At 65.5% G+C, this 19473-nt stretch carries 20 protein-coding genes and 2 pseudogenes; 11 read left to right on the top strand and 11 right to left on the bottom strand.

Features of this window, described 5'->3' with window-relative positions:
* On the bottom strand, positions 1 to 1818 hold the full coding sequence (glmS, locus tag GSQ76_RS13190; RefSeq protein ID WP_158744370.1) for a glutamine--fructose-6-phosphate transaminase (isomerizing): 1818 nt from the start codon (positions 1816 to 1818) through the stop codon (positions 1 to 3).
* A complete protein-coding gene (glmU, locus tag GSQ76_RS13195) occupies positions 1818 to 3125 on the bottom strand; it encodes a bifunctional UDP-N-acetylglucosamine diphosphorylase/glucosamine-1-phosphate N-acetyltransferase GlmU (protein ID WP_158744371.1) in 1308 nt (435 codons plus the stop codon). The genes glmS and glmU overlap by 1 nt, the downstream gene beginning before the upstream one ends.
* Positions 3126 to 3196: 71 nt before the next feature.
* Here glmU and GSQ76_RS13200 point away from each other — a divergent pair, with 71 nt between their 5' ends.
* Complete coding sequence (locus GSQ76_RS13200) at positions 3197 to 3841, top strand: HAD family hydrolase (RefSeq protein ID WP_158744372.1); 645 nt, start codon at positions 3197 to 3199, stop codon at positions 3839 to 3841.
* A 13-nt stretch (positions 3842 to 3854) separates the two neighbouring features.
* Here GSQ76_RS13200 and rpmB read toward each other — a convergent pair whose 3' ends face one another.
* Together rpmB and GSQ76_RS13210 are read right to left on the bottom strand one after the other, a co-directional pair.
* On the bottom strand, positions 3855 to 4151 hold the full coding sequence (gene rpmB / locus GSQ76_RS13205) for a 50S ribosomal protein L28 (protein ID WP_158744373.1): 297 nt from the start codon (positions 4149 to 4151) through the stop codon (positions 3855 to 3857).
* 62 nt (positions 4152 to 4213) lie between these two features.
* Complete coding sequence (locus GSQ76_RS13210) at positions 4214 to 4744, bottom strand: GNAT family N-acetyltransferase (RefSeq protein WP_158744374.1); 531 nt, start codon at positions 4742 to 4744, stop codon at positions 4214 to 4216.
* 143 nt (positions 4745 to 4887) lie between these two features.
* Here GSQ76_RS13210 and dcd point away from each other — a divergent pair, with 143 nt between their 5' ends.
* The 4 genes from dcd to GSQ76_RS13230 are packed head-to-tail and all read left to right on the top strand — an operon-like array spanning position 4888 to position 8440.
* The gene (gene dcd / locus GSQ76_RS13215) at positions 4888 to 5442 is read left to right on the top strand and encodes a dCTP deaminase (RefSeq protein WP_158744375.1); all 555 of its coding nucleotides are present in this window, start codon (positions 4888 to 4890) and stop codon (positions 5440 to 5442) included.
* A gap of 10 nt (positions 5443 to 5452) precedes the next feature.
* Positions 5453 to 6715: a UDP-N-acetylglucosamine 1-carboxyvinyltransferase gene (gene murA / locus GSQ76_RS13220; protein ID WP_158744376.1), complete on the top strand. Its 1263-nt coding sequence runs from the start codon at positions 5453 to 5455 to the stop codon at positions 6713 to 6715.
* Positions 6716 to 6769: 54 nt separating this feature from the next.
* Positions 6770 to 7513 (top strand): SDR family oxidoreductase, encoded by a 744-nt coding sequence (locus GSQ76_RS13225; RefSeq protein WP_158744377.1) that lies wholly within the window; start codon positions 6770 to 6772, stop codon positions 7511 to 7513.
* A 12-nt stretch (positions 7514 to 7525) separates the two neighbouring features.
* Positions 7526 to 8440: an alpha/beta hydrolase gene (locus GSQ76_RS13230; RefSeq protein ID WP_158744407.1), complete on the top strand. Its 915-nt coding sequence runs from the start codon at positions 7526 to 7528 to the stop codon at positions 8438 to 8440.
* On the opposite strand, the gene GSQ76_RS13235 is transcribed toward GSQ76_RS13230, so the two are convergent.
* Complete coding sequence (locus GSQ76_RS13235; RefSeq protein WP_158744378.1) at positions 8437 to 9054, bottom strand: phospholipid-binding protein MlaC; 618 nt, start codon at positions 9052 to 9054, stop codon at positions 8437 to 8439. The two genes, GSQ76_RS13230 and GSQ76_RS13235, sit on opposite strands and share 4 nt — an antisense overlap.
* A gap of 23 nt (positions 9055 to 9077) precedes the next feature.
* A complete protein-coding gene (locus tag GSQ76_RS13240; RefSeq protein WP_158744379.1) occupies positions 9078 to 9845 on the bottom strand; it encodes a VacJ family lipoprotein in 768 nt (255 codons plus the stop codon).
* A gap of 167 nt (positions 9846 to 10012) precedes the next feature.
* Here GSQ76_RS13240 and metF point away from each other — a divergent pair, with 167 nt between their 5' ends.
* A complete protein-coding gene (gene metF / locus GSQ76_RS13245) occupies positions 10013 to 10969 on the top strand; it encodes a methylenetetrahydrofolate reductase [NAD(P)H] (protein WP_158744408.1) in 957 nt (318 codons plus the stop codon).
* Here metF and GSQ76_RS13250 read toward each other — a convergent pair.
* Both GSQ76_RS13250 and GSQ76_RS13255 read right to left on the bottom strand, forming a co-directional pair.
* A complete protein-coding gene (locus GSQ76_RS13250; RefSeq protein WP_158744380.1) occupies positions 10966 to 11190 on the bottom strand; it encodes a hypothetical protein in 225 nt (74 codons plus the stop codon). The two genes, metF and GSQ76_RS13250, sit on opposite strands and share 4 nt — an antisense overlap.
* A gap of 199 nt (positions 11191 to 11389) precedes the next feature.
* The gene (locus tag GSQ76_RS13255) at positions 11390 to 13150 is read right to left on the bottom strand and encodes an aminopeptidase P family protein (RefSeq protein WP_158744381.1); all 1761 of its coding nucleotides are present in this window, start codon (positions 13148 to 13150) and stop codon (positions 11390 to 11392) included.
* 170 nt (positions 13151 to 13320) lie between these two features.
* Here GSQ76_RS13255 and GSQ76_RS13260 point away from each other — a divergent pair, with 170 nt between their 5' ends.
* Positions 13321 to 13572 carry a DUF1127 domain-containing protein gene (locus GSQ76_RS13260; RefSeq protein ID WP_158744382.1) on the top strand — a complete coding sequence of 84 codons (252 nt, stop codon included), beginning with the start codon at positions 13321 to 13323 and terminating at the stop codon, positions 13570 to 13572.
* A gap of 7 nt (positions 13573 to 13579) precedes the next feature.
* On the opposite strand, the gene GSQ76_RS13265 is transcribed toward GSQ76_RS13260, so the two are convergent.
* From GSQ76_RS13265 to GSQ76_RS13275, 3 genes and pseudogenes are all read right to left on the bottom strand, one after another.
* Positions 13580 to 14500 carry a 50S ribosomal protein L11 methyltransferase gene (locus tag GSQ76_RS13265; RefSeq protein WP_158744383.1) on the bottom strand — a complete coding sequence of 307 codons (921 nt, stop codon included), beginning with the start codon at positions 14498 to 14500 and terminating at the stop codon, positions 13580 to 13582.
* 119 nt (positions 14501 to 14619) lie between these two features.
* Positions 14620 to 14880 (bottom strand): ribbon-helix-helix domain-containing protein, encoded by a 261-nt coding sequence (locus GSQ76_RS13270; protein ID WP_158744384.1) that lies wholly within the window; start codon positions 14878 to 14880, stop codon positions 14620 to 14622.
* Positions 14881 to 15000: 120 nt separating this feature from the next.
* Positions 15001 to 15186 (bottom strand): annotated as a pseudogene (locus GSQ76_RS13275) (BolA family protein); the annotation flags it as partial.
* A 213-nt stretch (positions 15187 to 15399) separates the two neighbouring features.
* Between GSQ76_RS13275 and GSQ76_RS13280 the strand changes: the two are divergent.
* From GSQ76_RS13280 to GSQ76_RS31110, 4 genes and pseudogenes are all read left to right on the top strand, one after another.
* Positions 15400 to 16011 carry a J domain-containing protein gene (locus tag GSQ76_RS13280; RefSeq protein WP_158744386.1) on the top strand — a complete coding sequence of 204 codons (612 nt, stop codon included), beginning with the start codon at positions 15400 to 15402 and terminating at the stop codon, positions 16009 to 16011.
* Positions 16012 to 16080: 69 nt separating this feature from the next.
* Entirely contained in the window at positions 16081 to 17097 is a 1017-nt protein-coding gene (gene cobS / locus GSQ76_RS13285) for a cobaltochelatase subunit CobS (protein WP_158744387.1), read from the top strand.
* Positions 17098 to 17099: 2 nt separating this feature from the next.
* Positions 17100 to 18977, top strand: a complete 1878-nt coding sequence (gene cobT / locus GSQ76_RS13290) for a cobaltochelatase subunit CobT (RefSeq protein WP_158744388.1) — start codon at positions 17100 to 17102, stop codon at positions 18975 to 18977.
* A gap of 99 nt (positions 18978 to 19076) precedes the next feature.
* A pseudogene (locus GSQ76_RS31110) lies at positions 19077 to 19473 on the top strand (hypothetical protein); the annotation flags it as partial.

Raw genomic sequence — 19473 nt, forward strand, 5'->3', positions numbered from 1 at the left:
CTACTCGACCGTTACCGACTTCGCCAGGTTGCGGGGCTGATCGACATCGGTCCCCTTCAGCACCGCGACCTGGTAGGCGAGCATCTGGACGGGGATAGCGTACAGGATGGGCGCCACGAACTGATGCACCGTCGGCAGCACGATGGTTGCGGCGGCGATGCCCTTCAGCTTCGCCGCCCCCTCTGCATCGCTGAACACGATCAGCTTGCCGCCACGGGCCGCGGCCTCTTGGAGGTTGGAGGCGGTTTTTTCGAATAGCGGCCCGCTGGGGGCGGCGGCGACGATGGGCACGTCTCGGTCGATCAGGGCGATCGGACCGTGCTTCATCTCCCCGGCGGCATAGCCCTCGGCATGAATGTAGCTGATCTCCTTCAGCTTAAGCGCTCCCTCCATGGCAATCGGGAAGCAGGAGCCGCGGCCGAGGAACAGAACGTCGCGCGCCTGCGCCACCATGCCGGCGATGTAAGTGAGGTCGAGCGCCAATGCGTCTGCGGCGCGGCTGGGCAGTTCCATCAGCGCCTCGACCAGTTCGATCTCGCGGGCTGCGTTCATCACACCGCGGGCGCGGGCGGTCGCAATGGCGAAACATGCCAGGGTGGTGAGTTGGGCTGTGAACGCCTTGGTGCTGGCAACGCCGATCTCCTGCCCGGCAAGCGTTTCCAGCACGGCATCGCTTTCCCGCGCCATGGTGCTTTCGGGCACGTTCAGGATCGACAGCACGTGCTGCCCGCCACGCCGCAGCGAGCGCAGGGCCGCCAACGTGTCGGCGGTCTCGCCGGATTGGCTGACCATCAGCGCCAACCCGCCGGGTTGCAGCGGCGGCTCTCGATAGCGAAGCTCACTGGCGACATCGACGTCGGTCGGCAGCCGCGCCTCGGCCTCCAGCCAGTAGCGGGCCAGCAACGCGGCGTAATAGGCGCTGCCGCAGGCCGTCACCGTGGCACGCGGAATGGTGGCGAGGTCGAACGGCAGGTCCGGCATGGCGATCGTGCGGGACGCCGGGTCGATCATGCGCTGCAGCACCTGGCCGATGACGCTTGGGTGCTCGTGCAGCTCCTTTTCCATGAAGTGGCGGAAGCCATCCTTGCCGATGGCGATACCGGTATGGGCGGTGCGACGGATCTCTCGCTCCACCTTCTGCCCGGTGCCGTCGAAGAATTCGGCGCCGCTGCGGGACAGGACCGCCCAATCGCCGTCACGCAGGAAGGCGATGCGCTGGGTCAGCGGGGCCAGGGCCAGGCTGTCGGAACCGAGGAACATCTCGTCCTCGCCGAAACCAACGGCCAGCGGGGCGCCATGCTGCGCGCCGATCATCAGCCCGTCATGCCCAGCGAACACCATTGCCAGTGCGTAGGCGCCCTCCAAGCGGGAGAAGGTGGCGCGAGCGGCCTCGATCGGGGCCATGCCGCGGCGTAGGTGCAGATCGACCATTTGCACGACGGTCTCGGTGTCGGTCTCGGTTTCGAACACTTGGCCGGCGGCTTCCAACTCGGTCCGCAGGCTGGCGTGGTTTTCGATGATGCCGTTGTGCACGACGGACACGCGGGCGGTGCCGTGCGGGTGGGCGTTGGTCTCGGTGGGGGCGCCGTGGGTGGCCCAACGTGTGTGGCCCACGCCCGTCGTGCCGGGCAACGGCCCGCGTTCCAGCACGGCGGCCAGGTTGGCCAGCTTACCGGGAGCGCGACGGCGATCGATATGGCCATTGGCCAAGGTGGCGATACCGGCGCTGTCGTAGCCGCGGTATTCCAAGCGCTGCAGTGCCTCCAGCAGCAGGGGCGCCGCCGGACGCAAACCAAGAACGCCCACGATACCGCACATCAGCCCTGCTCCTTCTTTGCCCGGAACGCGGCCGCGCGTCCCGGCTTGGTCACCTGTCGCGCGCGGCCGAAGGCCATCGCGTCTGCCGGCACGTCCTCGGTGACGGTGCTGCCCGCCACCACCAACGCGCCATCGCCGATCTGCACCGGCGCGATCAACGAGGTGTTGGACCCGATGAATGCGCGCGCACCGATCTGGGTTCGGTACTTGCCGTAGCCGTCATAGTTCACGGTGATCGTGCCGGCGCCGATGTTCGTGCGGGCGCCGATCGTGGCGTCGCCGATATATGAAAGATGGTTCGCCTTCGCACCTTCGCCCAGAATAGCGGCCTTCAGCTCGACGAAATTGCCGACATGGGCGCCGGCGCCCACGGTTGTGCCGGGGCGCAGCCGGGCGAACGGACCGATGATGCCGCCGGGGCCGACCCGGCAGCCCTCCAGATGCGAGAACGCGCGGATTTCGGCGCCGGACTCAACGATCACGCCAGGGCCGAACACGACATTGGGGCCGACCGTCACATCGGGGGCCAGGACGGTGTCGGTGGAAAAGAACACGGTGCCGGGCGCCGTCAGCGTGGCGCCGCCCGCCATCGCAGCGTCGCGCAACCAATCCTGCACCGTCGCCTCGGCAACGGCCAATTCTCCGCGAGAATTCACCCCACGCAACTCGTCCTCCGGCGCCTCGACTGCGGAGACGCGGACGCCCTCGGCCCGGGCCAGGGCGATGACGTCGGTGAGGTAATACTCGCCCTTGCTGTTGTCGTTGCGGACGGCGCGCAGCCAGCGGTGCAGATCCGGCGCGGCGGCGCAGATGACGCCGGCGTTGCACAGGCCCACTGCCCGTTCTGCCGGGGTCGCGTCGGCATATTCGACGATGCGTTCGACATCCGCGCCGGTGGTGATGACGCGGCCGTAGCGGCCTGGATCGGCCGGGCGCATGGCCAACAGGACCAGCCCTGCCTCCGCCCGGGCCGCACGCAGGCGGCGCAGCGTGTCCGGCCGGATCAGCGGGTTGTCGGCGTAGAGGATGGCAACGTCACCCTCCCCGAACAAATCCGCGGCCTGCAGGGCGGCGTGGGCAGTGCCCAGCCTGTCGTGCTGCACGACGACCGGGTGCGGCGCGGCGACGGTGGCGAGCGCCTCCATACCTGGGCCGGCGACGATGACGGCGTGCTCGAACACGCCCTCGCAGGACGCTAGCAAATGGCGCAACATCGGTCGCCCGGCGATCGGGTGCAGCGCCTTGGGCAGCGACGACTTCATGCGGGTGCCGAGACCCGCAGCAAGCAAGATGGCGGTGGCTTCCATGGCCCTCCGGTAGCGTCCGGAACGCCGCCGTGTCAAAGCTTTGACCAACAATTCTAATTTCGGATCGTGACATGACCCGCACCCTTATCCTGGACCTGGACGGCACGCTGATCGACTCGGCGGCCGATCTGCGGGCGGCGCTCAATCGGCTGATGGCCGGCCGCGGCCTGGCGCCGTTCACGAGGCCGGAGGTCGTGGCCATGATCGGCGATGGCGTAGCCGCCTTGGTCACCCGCGGACTGGCCGCCCGCGGACTGCCGCCCGACCCGGCAGCGGTCGAGACGTTCCACGCGGATTACAGCCAACACGCCGCGGACGAGACGCTACCGTATCCCGGTACCGCCATCACGCTACGCCGCCTGGCCGAGCAGGGTTGGCGCCTGGGGGTCTGCACCAACAAGCCGGAGGCGCCGGCCCGCAGTATCCTACGCGCATTGGGGCTGGAGGATCTGGTCGGTAGCGTTACAGGGGGAGATGGTCCCCGCAAGCCGAACCCTCGGCATATGCTGGCTGCCGTCGCGGCCGCAGGCGGCACGCCGGACCGCGCGCTCGCCCTGGGCGACCATGCGAACGACATCCTGGCTGCACGTGCAGCGGGGATGCAGGGCATATTTGCGGAATGGGGCTACGGCCCCGCGGCGATGGCGACTGGCGCGATCGCAACCGCGGCAAGCATCGAGGATGTCCCGCTGCTCGCCAATCGGTTGCTGGACTAGAAGCGCAACCGCGTTATGCGGCGGCCTTCTTAGCCTGGCAGCGCAGGATACGACGCTTCAGCGCCTGCGCCTCTTCGGGCAGGTTACGGTTCGGAGTGGTCAACAGGAACGCGTCCAACCCGCCATTATGCTCGATCGTGCGCAGGCCATTCGTGGTCAGGCGAACCCGAACCGCCGTGCCCAGCACGTCCGAAAGCAGCGACTGCTCCTGCAGGTTCGGCAGGAAGCGGCGGCGGCTCTTGTTATTGGCGTGGCTGACGTTGTTACCGCTCAGCACACCCTTGCCGGAGATCATGCAACGGCGGGACATAGTTCGTAATCCTCGAGTCTTGGTCGAAAGAGCGCGGGTTATGACGAAACCACCCCGTGGCGTCAACCCAAGCGGGCATCGTGCTCCACGCCTGAGACTGGCAAATCCGGATAGTCGCGCCGCATGAGCGTGACGGACCGCTTGGCCGGGCGGTCGATCGTTTCCACCAACTGCCACCCTGCCCGGAGATAAACCCGCTCGGCCGTGTTGGTATAGAGCCAAGCCGTCGGGATCGAGGCCCGGCGGCAGGCCTCGTCGAACGCTTCCAACAGGTGGCGGACATAGCCCCGCCCGCGCCGCTCGGGGATGACGAAGACGCCGGCGAGCCACGGCGTTAGGTTCGGTCGCTCGTCGAGGTCTTTGCGGGCGAGAGTCACGGTCCCGATCGGCGTGTCATCGGCGACCAAGATGAACGTCTGGGGCGCTCCGATCTCGGCGCGACAGGCCGCGTACATCGCCTGGGTTTCCTCGAGCGACCGTCCCCACCGCTTCCACCACTCGTTCCACAGCCATTCCGCGATGACGGGCAACAGATCGGGCCGTTTCGCCACGGTTGTGGTGTGCAACCGCTCGTCCCCTTCATGCTCCACCATGCTGCGTCGATCCCGCTCCGCCCGCCGCGCCCAGTGCCGCCGAATGGCTAACCGCCTCAATTTTAAACTAAGATACGACCCAGCGTTTGCCGCGACACCACCCGTTGCGCTAGACCCAGCGTTATTGCCGGAGTGCGACCCCAATGCCAGTCATGGCCGATAAATGGATACGCCGCATGGCGCTGGACCATGGCATGATCGAGCCCTTCACCGAAGCGCAAAAGCGGGAAGGCGTGATCAGCTACGGCCTGTCTTCGTACGGGTACGACGCCCGCGTGGCGGATGAATTCAAGATCTTCACCAACGTCGACAGTGCCATCGTCGACCCGAAGAATTTCAACCCGGACAGCTTCGTCGACCGGCGCGGGCCGGTGGCGATCATCCCACCCAACAGCTTCGCCCTGGCGCATACGATGGAATATTTTCGCATTCCGCGAGACATCCTGGTCGTCTGCCTGGGCAAATCCACCTATGCACGCTGCGGCATCATCGTGAACGTGACCCCGCTGGAGCCGGAGTGGGAGGGGCAGGTCACGATCGAGATCAGCAACACCACGCCCCTGCCCGCCCGCATCTACGCTGGTGAGGGCATCTGCCAGTTCCTGTTCCTCCAAGGCTCCGAGCCTTGCGAGGTGAGCTACGCCGACCGCGCGGGCAAATATATGCGCCAGCGCGGCACTTCCCTGCCCCGAATGTAAGGACGCCAAGATGGACAAGATTCGCATCCGCGGGGGCCGCCCGCTCCATGGCGAGATCATGATTGGCGGCGCGAAGAATGCCAGCCTGCCGCTGATGGCCGCCGGGTTGCTGACCGAGGAACGGCTGGTGCTGGGCAACGTGCCGCGCTTGGCCGACATCGACACCATGACCAGCCTGCTGGCCCAGCACGGCATCGCGGTCGACCCGGTCGGCAATGACGGCCGCACCCTGTCGCTCGGCGGCGCCATCACCTCGACCGAGGCGCCGTATGACATCGTGCGCAAAATGCGCGCCTCGATCCTCGTGCTCGGCCCGTTGCTGGCCCGCTGCCGGGAGGCCCGCGTCTCCCTGCCCGGCGGTTGTGCCATCGGCACCCGCCCTGTCGACCTGCATCTGAAGGGGCTGGAGGCGATGGGCGCACAGATCGAACTCGAAGCCGGCTATATCAACGCGACCGCGCCGGGTGGCCTGCGCGGCGCCATGATCGTGCTGCCCTTTGCATCCGTCGGTGCCACCGAGAACCTGATGATGGCCGCCGCCCTGGCCGATGGGCAAACCATCATCGCCAACGCGGCACGCGAGCCGGAAATCGACGACCTGGCGCGTTGCCTGATCGCGATGGGTGCACGCATTGAGGGTCTAGGCACGGGCACGCTGACCATCGAGGGCGTGAAGGCCCTGCATGCCGCCAAGCACAATGTCATCCCTGACCGGATTGAAACCGGCACCTATGCATGCGCCGCCGCCATCACCGGCGGGACGGTGCTGCTGCGCGGCGCCGATCTGTCCCACCTGGCCGCCGTCCGCTCCGTGATGGACTCGGCCGGCGTGGAACTGACGGCGGAGCCGGACGGCGTGCGGGTGACCCGGCGCAACGGCCTGCACGGCACCGACGCGATGACCGAGCCGTATCCTGGCTTCCCGACCGACATGCAGGCCCAGTTCCTGGTGTTGATGAGCGTCGCCCAAGGGGCAGCGATGGTGACGGAGACGATCTTCGAAAACCGCTTCATGCACGTGAGCGAACTGACGCGAATGGGCGCCAGCATCAACGTGCACGGTGCATCCGCCATCGTGCGCGGCGTGCCGTCGCTGTCCGGTGCCCCGGTGATGGCCACGGATCTGCGGGCCAGCGCGTCCCTGGTGATCGCCGGGCTGGCAGCGCATGGCGAGACGATCGTCAACCGCGTCTACCACCTGGACCGCGGCTACGAGGCGCTGGAGCAGAAGCTGGCGGCTTGCGGGGCCGATGTGGAGCGTATCGCCGGGTAGCGCCGTCGCAAGCCACCGCCTAGGCTCCCGCTAATCATCTTGGGGGATCACGGCATGACTCGCACCGCACTCGTCACCGGCGCCAGCGGCGGCATCGGCAGGGCATCTGCCCTCGCCCTGGCGCGCGATGGGTTTGCCGTCGCCCTGGCCGGCCGTCGGCGGGAACAGTTGGAAGAAACGGCTTCGATGGCCGGCAGCGCCACCACTCTGGTAGTGCCGACGGACGTGTCCGACCCGGCGGCGATCGAAGCATTGTACGCCGCCATCGCCAAGGCATGGGGCAGACTGGATGTGCTGTTCAACAATGCTGGCGGCAACGTCCCTTCCACCAACTTTGGCGACCTGACGGACGAGCAGTGGGACAGCGTGGTCGCCGTGAACTTCTCCGGCGTGTTTCGCGTCGCCCGCGGCGCGTTCCGCATGATGCGGGACCAGACGCCCCAGGGCGGCCGTATCATCAACAATGGCTCGATCTCCGCCCACGCGCCACGGCCGGGTTCCGCCCCCTACACCGCGACCAAGCACGGGGTAAGCGGGCTGACCAAAACGATCTCCCTGGATGGCCGGAAGTTCAACATTGCCTGCGGACAGATCGACGTCGGCAATGCAGCGACCGATATGACCGCCCGAATGGCCCGCGGCGTGCCGCAAGCGAACGGCACCACCAATGTAGAGCCGACGATGGATGTCGAGAACGTGGCGAAGTCGATCGCCCTGATGGCGTCCCTGCCGCTGGACGCAAACATCCTGACGCTGACCGTCATGGCGACGCCGATGCCGTTCGTCGGCCGGGGATAACTGCCTTTGCCGATGGATCCGGAGGCCCAGCGGCTGATGGACATGATCGCCCTCATCAATCGCCCGCCGCTCGAGACGATGACGCCGCAAGCTGCCCGGGACCTGTATCGCGACTCACGCCGGGCCATGCAACGCGCGCCGGTGGAGGTGGCGGAGGTGCGGGATTTTTCGGCCGGCGGCGTGCCGGCCCGGTTCTACCGCGGCATTGATGCGGCGGATGGGCGTTGCCTGTTGCTTCTACACGGCGGGGGCTGGGTGATTGGCAGCCTCGACTCGCACGATGCGATGTGCCGAACCCTGGCCAATGCAGGGCGATGTCGGGTGGTAGCGCTGGACTATCGGTTGGCGCCGGAGCACCCATTCCCAGCCGCGATCGACGACAGCATGGCGGCGTGGGCCTACCTTGCTGCGAATGCCGCGGCCTTCGGGATCGACCCGGCGCAAATGGCGGTGGGCGGTGACAGCGCCGGGGGCAATCTGGCGGCATTGCTCGCGATCCGCAGCCGCGACAGCGACCTGCCGATGCCCTGCTACCAAATGCTGCTCTACCCGGCGACCGACCTGACATTCCGGCATCCGTCAGCCACCCTGTTCGAGAACGGTGTGGCGCTCACCGGTCCGTCCATGCGCTGGTTCTGCAAGCTGTATCTCGCATCGACCGACCCGGCAGACCCGGCCGTGAGCCCATTCTACGCCAATCTTCGCGGCCTGCCGCCTGCCTTCGTGCTGACGGTCGGCTACGATCCGCTGCGCGATGACGGGATCGCCTATGCTCAGGCGCTGGAGCATGCAGGGTGCGCCGTCACCCATCTGCACATGGCAACGCAGATTCATGGCTTTCTCACCATGAACCGCGTCATCCGTGCGGCCGATACTGGGCTGGCCATGGCAGCCGCTGCATTACGCCACGGCTGGGGTAGCGCTTAGCCCCCGGTGGAAACCTGGCGGCGCATGGCGGCCAGCAGGGCATCCAGATTATTGCTATTATGGCTGAGGAAGGAGGCGTAGTCGCTCCGCTGCGTCAGCCGCAGGCTGGTGCCTTCGGCCACCACATCGACGATCTTCGGCGATCCGGTCGCGCTGCTGACAACCCAGCGCACGTTGGTCGGCGCGTTGTTCGGGCGCTGCACCACGGTGCCGACATACGCCTCGCTGCCGCGCATCGACGTATCGGTCATGCGGAACGTCACGCCGCGATATTCACCAATCTTGCTGGTGATATTGTTGACCAGCACGCCGTGGAACAGCCGAGTAAACTCGGACATTTGGGCCGGCGTTGCGGTGTTGACAAACCGGCCGAGGCAGAACTTGGCAATCGCATCCACGTCCACCGCCTGGTCGATCAGCGGACGCAACTGCTGTTCCTTGGCGGGCATGGCAGAATCGGCGTTCACCACGGCGACCAGCTTGTTGCCGAACCCTTGAACAAAGCCGCTGGCGCCGGAATCTTGCGCGTTCGCGGCTGGCGAGAGTGCAGCGAACGACAGGGAAGCAACGGCAAACACGGCAGATGCCAGCATACGCCGGCGGGTCGATGTCATCGTTATGTTGTCCTCAAAGCGCATTACTTCGCATACCAGTTCGGCACCGTTGCACGGTCCTCGGTTCGAACCTTGTCGATCGTACTCTCCCGGTTCTGCCGGTACAGGCTGCGGAACGTAGCGTAGGGGTCCAGCGCGGTCTTCTTCACGGAGTCGACCTCGTCCAGCACCTGGGATCGGGCATCCACTGCCGCCACGCCGGTGCGAACCGCAGCGAAAGTCCGCAGGCCATGGCCGCTGGGCACATAGGTCAACGGATCGAACGCAACGTCCACGCCGTAGCCGACGGCATCACGCGGGTTCGATGGTCCGAACACCGGCAGGAACAGGAACGGCCCTTCCGGCACGCCCCACAGCGCCATGGTCTCGCCGAAATCCGCGTCGTGATACGGGTAACCAACCTTGGCGGCAACATCGAACAGGCCGCCCACGCCAGCGGTGGTGTTGATGACGAAGCGCATGAAGGTGTCGCCGGCACGGCGCGGCTTGGTTTGCACCACATCGTTGATGAGGATCACCGGCGTGGTCATGTTCAGCAACGCATTATGGATCGGCTGGCGCACCACATCCGGCAGCGCCCAGCGATACGCCCGCGCTACCGGGGCCAGCACGTAGGTGTCGAGCCCGTCGTTGAAGGCATAGACGACGCGGTTCGTAGGCTCCAACGGGTCATTATTATCCCGATACTCGGCCGTGGCTGCGGCATCGGAGGCGGGTGGCTTGGTCGCGCAGGCCGAGACGGCCCACACTGCAGCGACAGCAAGGAGGGAGCGCAATAGGGAAGTTCTCATCGGCAATCCTTGAATCGGCGGGGCGTCTCGCACGCGAGCAGGCAAATGACCGATACTGTCTAGCAGAAGCCACGCCTTGCACAACTTTGCTCATATCGGTCTGGTTGCGTTCGTTTTCGACAGCCATGACGCTTGCGTTGCAATAGAGATACACCCATCACATGACCATGAACCAAGTGTCGCCCCCTTCCCCACCGCAACATACGCTGGAGCGCTGGCTAACTGGGCCGCGTTTCGGGGCATTGCCGGCGCCGGCGCCTGGTTCGCCGCCGAAATTATCCTTCGAGTTCTTCCCACCCCGCACCGACGCGCTGGAGGCCCAGTTGTGGACCTGCATCCGCCGGTTGGAACGGCTGGCCCCGCGATTCGTCTCCGTCACGTATGGCGCGGGGGGCACCACCCAAGCACGCACCCATGCCACCGTCAGCCGCATCGTGGCCGAAACAACGCTGACCCCGGCGGCCCACCTCACCTGCGTTGGCGCAAGCCGCGGCGAGGTGGATGACGTTGCCCGGCAGTATTGGGATAGCGGTGTGCGGCACATTGTGGCGCTGCGCGGCGACGCACCACCCGGCGAACGCTACGTGCCGCACCCGCAGGGCTACGCCTATGCCTGCGACCTGGTGGCCGGGCTGAAGCGGATCGCGGATTTCGAGATTTCGGTCGCCGCCTATCCGGAGATGCATCCGACGGCGAGCAGCCCGCAGCATGATTTGGATCATCTGAAGCGGAAATTGGATGCGGGCGCCACACGGGCGATCACCCAATACTTCTTCGACGCCGGGCTGTTCCTCGATTTCATCGATCGCGCGATGGCGGCGGGAATCACCGCATCGTTGGTTCCGGGGATCATGCCGGTATCCAACTTCGCCCAGGCCGCCAAGTTCAGCGCCATGTGCGGCACATCGGTGCCGGGCTGGTTGGCTGCGATGTTCGAGGGAACGGAGGACGATCCGGAAATCCGCCGCATGGTGGCCGCAGTAGTCGCGGCGGAGCAGGTGCGGTTGCTACAGGCGAATGGGGTGGACGAATTCCACTTCTACACGCTGAACCGCCCGGAACTTACCTACGCAATCGCGCATATACTGGGTGTACGCCCGGTGGCGGAGACGACCGCCAGCTAGAGAATGAAACCGAGCGTGGAGGCAGGCAGCCCGCCCAAGCGCCTGGCCTGTGTCGGGGTTTCGGCAACACCGCCCTCGACTGCGTCCAGGAGAGCAGGTAGGTCGGATGCGCTGGCCAACGTCTCCCCCAACTCGTTCTCGAGCCGCAATTCGGAGGTGTCCAGAACCAGCATCATGCGCTGCCACGGGCGATTATCGTCACGCGCACGCAGCATCATCACCGGCGGGCCATCCGCAGAATGGGCTGGCGACCACGTCATATCTCGCCGACAGCACCAAAGGCTCAGAGCACGAAGCTCAACCCCACCCAACATCGCTGTACCATCCTGACTACACCGTCACTATGACAGACTCCACGCGCAAATGTGTTAATGCAGCGCATCTAGACTCTCAACCATGTCGTGCAATCGATTGATGCGGCTAGTGAACGGCCTCCAGCGGTGCGCACGAACGCGCGAGCCAGGCCTGCACCTCGGGGTCGCAGCCCTCCTTCGCAATGCTGAAAACCTTTGCGTGGTAGTCGTCCAGCCAGGTCAATTCGGCCGATGTGAGCAGCGCCGGGTCGATCAACCGACGATCGAACGGGGCGAAGGCCAGCACCTCGAACCGCAGGAATGGCTTCAAGGCGCCCGGAAGATCGGCGGCTTGCACAAGCAAAAGCGTTTCCAGCCGAATGCCGTATTCGCCTGGCGCGTAGAAGCCGGGCTCGTTCGACAGGATCATCCCAACCTCAATCGGAACCAGCTTTGCGGCGCGGGAGATGCTCACCGGGCCTTCATGCACCGATAGGTAGCTGCCGACGCCATGGCCGGTGCCGTGGTCGTAATCCAGCCCTACTTCCCACAGGGCCCGCCGGGCTAACCCATCCAAATGGGGACCAGCGACGCCCTTGGGAAAGATGGTGGTGGCCAGCGCGATGTTGCCCTTCAAGACCCGGGTAAATCGGGCACGCAGTTCGGCCGAAGGCTCGTTAGGGCCGGTCCAGATGGTGCGAGTTATGTCTGTCGTCCCGTCCTCAAACTGGCCACCACTGTCGATCAGATACACCTCGTCTGGGTTGATCGGCCGGTCGGTTTCGGGCGTGACGCGATAGTGGATGACGGCGCCATGCTCCCCAGCGCCGGAGATGGCAGGGAAGCTTTCGCCTTTGAACCCGGGAATCTCGGCACGAAACGCCAGAAGCTTGGCCGCAGCTGACATCTCGGTCTGGCCGGTGGTGGTCTTCAGCCAGTGTAGGAAGCGGCACATCGCAACCGCATCCCGGCGATGCGCGGCGCGGGCGCCATTCTGTTCCACCTCATTCTTCGCAGCCTTCGGCAACAGGCATGGATCGCTGCCGGCCACCACTGTTGCCCCCGCGGCGCGCAGTCTCTGCGCGATGGCAGCAGGTGCACCGGCCTGGTCCACGCGCACCCTGCCCGGCGCCAACGCATCCAACGCGCCAGCCAGGGCAGCAGGCGTGCGGCAATCCACCGCATCGCCCAGCCAATCACGCGTAGAATTGGACAGCTTTGCCGGGTCGATGAACAACTCCACCTGCGCGTCCGCACGGACGATGGCGAATGCCAACGATACCGGCACGAACGAGATATCGTTGCCTCGTATATTCAGCAGCCAGGCTATACTGGCGGGATCGGTCAACACGCAGGCATCCTGCTTGTCGTCGCGCAACGCCGTGGCCAAATCGGCGATCTTGTCTGCGGACGCACGACCGGCGAGTGCCAGGGATTGCGGCAGCGCCGGCGTTATGGGCGGCGCCGGCCGATCGATCCACACCGTGTCAATTGGGTTGGTCCGCAGCGGCACCATCTCCAGCCCGGCTGCGGTATAGCGGGCCACGCTATCCTCACTCATCAGCCACGAGTCGTAGCCGAGTCGCTTGGCCCTTGCCGCGGCCCATTCATAGGGCGGCTGCTCGGTAATGTGCAGGCGTTGGAACGCTACGCCGTCGGTTTGCGCCGCCAGTTGAAGAACGTAGCGCCCATCGGTGAACACCGCCGCCTCCCTCTCCAGGGCGATCGCCAGCCCGGCGCTCCCGGTGAAGCCGGTCAGCCACGCCAGCCGCTCGGCACCCGGCGGGACATACTCGCCGAGATGCTCGTCGGCGCGAGGCACGACAAACCCATCAACGTTGAATGGGGCAAGCGCTTCGCGGAGTGCAGTAAGCCGAGAGAGCGTCATCGTATCTTAACATACCTCCAAGATTGACTATGCGCTCAACGCATATCTGTCGGGTAGGCTTGACGCGCCATATGGATCGACATTTACCCCATATTGCGATGCAGCAGACGGGAGCAAGCCATCGCCGATGGCCTCCGAAGCCCGCTGTCGATGTTTGGGACTAGATGACTATGAACGCCTTCGTTTCCAAGGAAGAGCTGGCCCTCCTCCCCGCCAACCGGATCAGCTTTCCGGAGCATTATGCCGACGCCCAGAGCCAGAACCGCAAGCCGGGCATCGTTGCCCGCATCCGTGCCTGGCTCGATCGCCAGACAGTACTGGCCGAGCTGAGCACGCTGTCCGAGCGTGAGTTGGCCGACATCGGACTGAGCCGCGCCGAACTGCCCCGCGTGTTCGACCCGGTCTTCGCTCGCCGCCGCTAACGGCAGACTAGCGCTGGGGATCATCGGCCTCCCCGGCGCTTCGCTGTTGCCGCCCGTCCTGTTTTCGCAGGATGAGCGTCGTCCAGGTGCCTTCCTTCGCCGATGCCTCCAACACCAATCCCACGCGCCGATGGGCGGACAGCACCATCCGGGCCTGCCAACTCAGCAAGCCGGCCAGGATCGCCGTCCCGCCCGGTGCGAGGTTGGCCGCCAGTTCCGCCGCCATGGCGCAGAGCGGCCGCGCCAGAATGTTGGCAAATACCAAATCATAGGGCGCACCTGCCCGCGCCGGCGGTTGCCAGCCCGTGGCGAGCCGGCATGTCATGCGATTGCTCAGCCCGTTAGCAATGGCATTCTCCCGCGCGACCCTTACCGACCATCGATCGATATCCGTCGCCAGAACGGGCCGGCCCAACAGCCTCGCCGCGGCCATCGCAAGAATGCCAGAGCCGCATCCAAGATCCAGAATCCGGCGGGGCCGTCGATAGGCCACTCGCTCCAAGGCCCGCAAGCAGCCCCGGGTCGATCCGTGCTCGCCTGAGCCGAACGCGACGCCGGCATCCAGCACCAGCGTAATGCGGCCGGGCGTGTTGCCCGCCCCCAGATGCGTGCCGCGGATAGCGAACCGGCGGCCCACATATTGTTCTGGAAAAGATGATTGGGTGCGTGCCAGCCAGCCGCCGGGCTCGGTGGCGTGGCGGAACACCTCCGGATCCTCACCCGTCATCAGCCCGGCAAGCGCCAGGCCGGCGGTCAATTCATTTTCCTTCTCGCCGCGGCGCTTCACGCCCTCGACAGACCATGTCCGCAGATCTTCATCGGCCAGGAAAAAGCCAATGGTGCGGCAGGCCATCCCCAATGCCTGTTCATAGGCATCCAGCGCTGTTTCTGGCACCGTGACGGAGACGGTCTCTAGTGTCTCGCTCATCCAGGAAACAAGGGGTGGCAGCAGTCGGGCATAGTGGTCGAAACCCAGAAATCTCTGGGATGTAGCATCCGTGCTGGCGATCGGTCAGGCAAGACCATCCGCACGGAACGGTGTGATCATCATACCATCGGACCGTGGCCGGCCTTGGCATGTCCCTCCTCGGTGGTGGCGGTGCGGAAATATTGGAAGGCGAAGATCCGCACCGCGCTGGTGCGCCCACCTTCGGAGCCTTCGCCCTCGACACGCTGCACAAGATCGCCGAGCCCCACACGCTCCCGCTTACAGATCTCTTGTAGGGCATCCCAGATCTCAGGCTCCAGGCGCATGGAGGATCGGCCCCGAGAGGCAATGATGTTACGATTCACGAGGCGGCTCTGCATGGTTCTCATCCACTCAACAGCGACGGATCGACTTCCGATCGTTAATAGGTGTTAACAGTTTTTGAGACGACATACAACCGCAGATTGGGATTTTTTTAATGTTTTGAGACAAGTCTGGTATTATGAGGCATTGGCTTCGGTTGGGGTGGCGAGTTTCAGGGCAAGAGCGTGCAACCCGCTGTTAAACTCTGCCTGCAATAGAGCATGCACTGCACGCGATCGTGCAACCCTTGTTTGCCCGATAAAAGCGTCTGACACCATCACCACAGAGAAATGTGTCTCTCCTGTGACAGAGGCGCCAGCATGGCCGGCGTGCTGGGCGCTGTCATCGGTGACAACGAGCCGGGCCGGGGCGAACGCGGCGACGAGTGCGGCGTGCAGTCTCTGTTGTCGATTTTGCATTGGTGACTTTCTCGTGGCCCACCATCCGGGCGTGACATCGCAGGATAGGCCTGCTTGCGCTCATCTTGCACAGCAGCGGGGCTTGCTCCACCCATGCGGCGGCGCACATAAGGGTGGATGACCCGACGCACACCGCGAACCCGGGCCTACGCGCCGGATCCGGATGCGCCAGGCCAACCATGCGACTGCCCCGGCTGCCCCCTGCCGGGTGAGTATCGTGCACCCAAATCGCGCGACTCGCTGAATGCGTATTGGTGGTTCTGCCTGGATCATGTGCGCGAATACAACGCGTCGTGGGATTTCTATAAGGGAATGACGCCGGGCCAGATCGAGGCGCAGACCAGGGCGGATACGCAATGGCAGCGCCCCACCTGGCCGCTGGGACGGCTGGGCGCCAGGTTTCTGAACGAGGACGCGCTGCGTGACCCATTGGAGGCGATGGCCACCGGCCGTCGTCGCAGCGCGGAGCGAGCGGCCCAGGCGACGCCGACCGGCCTGCGGGAACCGTTGACCACACTGGGTCTTGACTGGCCAGTGACATTGGATGTCGTCAAATCCCGCTATAAGGAATTAGCCAAGCGCAATCACCCCGATGCGAATGGCGGCGACCGTGCCGCGGAGGAGCGGCTGAAGACGATCAATCTCGCCTACGCCGCGGTCCGAACCCATCTCACGGCGGATCCACATCGATCCGACCACGGAGCCGAAACTGGCGCTGCCGCGGGGTAGCCGCCACCGATTGCGCTCGCTAACCTTATTCTAGATCGTCCGCCCCTTGCTCGAGGATACCAACCGCTGATGACCAATGTCGCCGCCCTCGCGGACACCCGTCCGGCTCCCACGTCCTCCATCGACATGCCGGACACCACTGTCAGCGCGCGTGAAGTGTTTGGCATCGACCTCGACATGGACGTCCCGGCGTTCAGCGTGCGGACCGAGCATGTGCCTGAATCCGACCCTACCTATCGCTTCGACCGTGAAACCACGATCGCGATCCTGGCCGGGTTTTCTCATAATCGCCGGGTGATGATCCAGGGCTATCACGGCACAGGCAAGTCCACCCATATCGAGCAGGTTGCCGCGCGGCTGAATTGGCCCTGTATCCGGGTGAACCTGGACAGCCACATCAGCCGTATCGACCTGATCGGCAAGGACGCCATCGTCGTGCGCGACGGCAAGCAAATCACCGAGTTCCGCGAGGGCATTCTGCCTTGGGCGCTGCAGCACCCATGCGCCCTGGTGTTCGACGAGTATGATGCGGGCCGGCCGGACGTGATGTTCGTCATCCAGCGCGTGCTGGAGGTCGAGGGCAAGCTGACCCTTCTGGACCAAAACAAGGTCATCCGTCCGCATAAGTCGTTCCGCCTGTTCTCGACCGCCAACACGGTCGGCTTGGGCGACACGACCGGTCTGTATCATGGCACGCAACAGATCAACCAAGGCCAGATGGACCGCTGGAACATCGTCGCGACGCTGAACTACCTGCCGCACGCGCAGGAGACTGCGATCATCATGGCAAAGATGCACACCGACCCGAAGGACACAGCAGCCCGCAAGCAGATCGAGTCGATGGTCGCCCTGGCCGACCTGACGCGCGCCGGGTTCATCAACGGCGACATCTCGACCGTGATGTCCCCACGCACCGTCATCACCTGGGCCGACAATGCCCGCATCTTCGGTGATGTCGGCTTCGCCTTCCGTGTCACCTTTCTTAACAAGTGCGACGAGGCCGAGCGGTCTACGGTGGCCGAGTACTACCAACGTTGCTTCAACGAGGACATCCCGACGGGGGTGCCAATTCGCAAGGTGCTCTGAGGGTGAGCGGGACCAAGGACAACGGCCGGTCGGAAGACTTCAAGCGCGCAACGGCCGGCGCGCTGCGGGCGATGGCACGCACGGCCGATGTGCAGGTGGCGTTTCAACCCGGACCATCCGGCGTGGTGGGCCGTCGTGCTCGCCTCCCCTTGCCGACCCGCGCCCTTCCGCCGGGTGAGATGGCGAAGCTGCGCGGTGCCGCCGACAGTGTCGCATTCCGTCTGCGCCACCATGACGAATCCGTCCACGCCGCCCGGTCGCCCGCGCCGCGCGAGGCAAAAGACGTGTACGACGCGCTGGAGCAGGCCCGGGTCGAAACCGTCGGCTCCCAGCACATGGCCGGCGCCGCCGCCAATCTGCGCGCCCGCCTGGCCGAGGAATGCGAGGCAGAAGGCTACGACCGGATGACCCGGCGTGATCAACTGCCCCTCCCCGCTGCCCTCTCGCTGCTGATCCGCGAGCGCATGAGTGGCCAGCCGTCCCCTGAATCCGCCACCCGCATCCTGGACACCTGGCGCAACTCACTGGGCCCGGAGGCGGAGGCGGCGATGACCGCCATGGCCGCCTCCAGCAACGACCAGACCGAGTTCACCCGGGCCGCGCGCAAGCTGCTGGCCGCGATGAACTTGGCCGAGGCCGAGGTGGAAGCCGAGCCAGACAACGAGGAAGAGGAAGGCGAGGAAGGCGGCGAGCAGGCCGGCACCCAGGACAACAGCCAAGACAGCCAGGGCGAGAGCCAGTCCGAGCAGGACAACACGCTGGGCCAGCAGCCGGAACAGATCGAAGGCCAGGCCTCCGAGGATGAAGGCGAGCAGGGCGAGGACGAGGAGGCCGCCGCCGCCGAGGGCGACGAAAAGCCCGGCGGCCCGCAGCAACGCCGCGAACGACCGGCGACCGACGACCACAGCGCTTACCGCGCGTTCAGCAAGGCGAACGACGAGGAGGTCCATGCCGACGACCTGTGCGACCCGGAAGAGCTGAACCGGCTGCGCCAGCAACTGGACCAGCAGTTGCAGCACCTGCAGGGCGTGGTCAGCAAGCTCGCCAACCGGCTGCAGCGCCGCCTGATGGCGCAGCAGACCCGCGCGTGGGAGTTCGATCTGGAGGAAGGTCAGCTCGATGCCGGGCGCCTGGCGCGGATTATCGTCAACCCCATGCTGTCGCTGTCCTACAAGCGGGAGCGCGAGACGGAATTCCGCGATACCGTCGTCACTCTGCTGATCGACAACAGCGGCTCGATGCGCGGCCGCCCGATCACCGTGGCCGCCATGTGCGGCGACATCCTGGCCCGCACACTGGAACGCTGCTCCGTCAAGGTCGAGATCCTGGGCTTCACCACCCGCGCCTGGAAAGGCGGACAGTCGCGCGAGCGGTGGGTCACCGAGGGAAAGCCCCGCAATCCGGGCCGTCTGAACGATCTGCGCCACATCATCTACAAGCCCGCCGACGCCCCATGGCGTCGCGCCCGCAAGAACCTCGGCCTGATGCTGCGCGAGGGCCTTCTGAAGGAGAACATCGACGGCGAGGCGCTGCAATGGGCCTATCGCCGCCTCGTCTCCCGGCCGGAGCGTCGGCGGATCCTGATGGTGATCAGCGATGGCGCCCCGGTCGATGACAGCACGCTGTCGGTCAACCCAGGCAACTACCTGGAGCGGCATCTGCGTGAAGTGATCCGCGAGATCGAAAGCCGTGATTTCGTCGAACTCGTCGCCATCGGCATCGGCCATGACGTGACCCGCTATTACCGCCGTGCCGTGACCATCGTGGATGCGGAGGAACTGGGCGGCACCGTCATGAAGAAGCTCGCCGAGTTATTCGACGAGGACATGGCCGCAGCATGGGCTCGCGCCGCTATGGAGCGGGCGCCGCTCGTCGCCTAAGGCCCTTCTGTGCCGCAACCGCCGCCGCCGCTCGAACCCGGGCACGTCAACGCGCGTCCAAGCCAGCCGCTAGCGCCCCGCCCCTCCAGGCGGCGGCGTTTGCTGCGGCCGACGTTGATCGTCGTCTCGATCCTGGTGCACTTGCTGCTGCTGGCGGCGTTCTTCCTGCTGCAGCCACCGGCACCAACGGGTATGGAACCCACGGATTCGGACGACGTGGCGGTGACGTTCGCGTCTGCCACCAGCGACCAACCACCCTCGACAACGACGTCATCGTCCCAGCAATCCGCCCCTTCGGTCGCCAAGGGCAATCCGCTCGCCCCCGACACGGCGCCAACCAGCCCATCGACGGACCTGCCGCCACCGCCACCACCGCCGAGCGAACCACCGCCACCAGAAACGCCGCCGCCCGTTCCAGAAACGCCACCACCGCCGCCGGTGCCCCCAACCCCCACGCCACCAACGCCGACGCCGACGCCCACTCCACCGCCTCCGG

Source organism: Acidisphaera sp. L21 (assembly GCF_009765685.1).
GTDB lineage: Bacteria > Pseudomonadota > Alphaproteobacteria > Acetobacterales > Acetobacteraceae > LMUY01.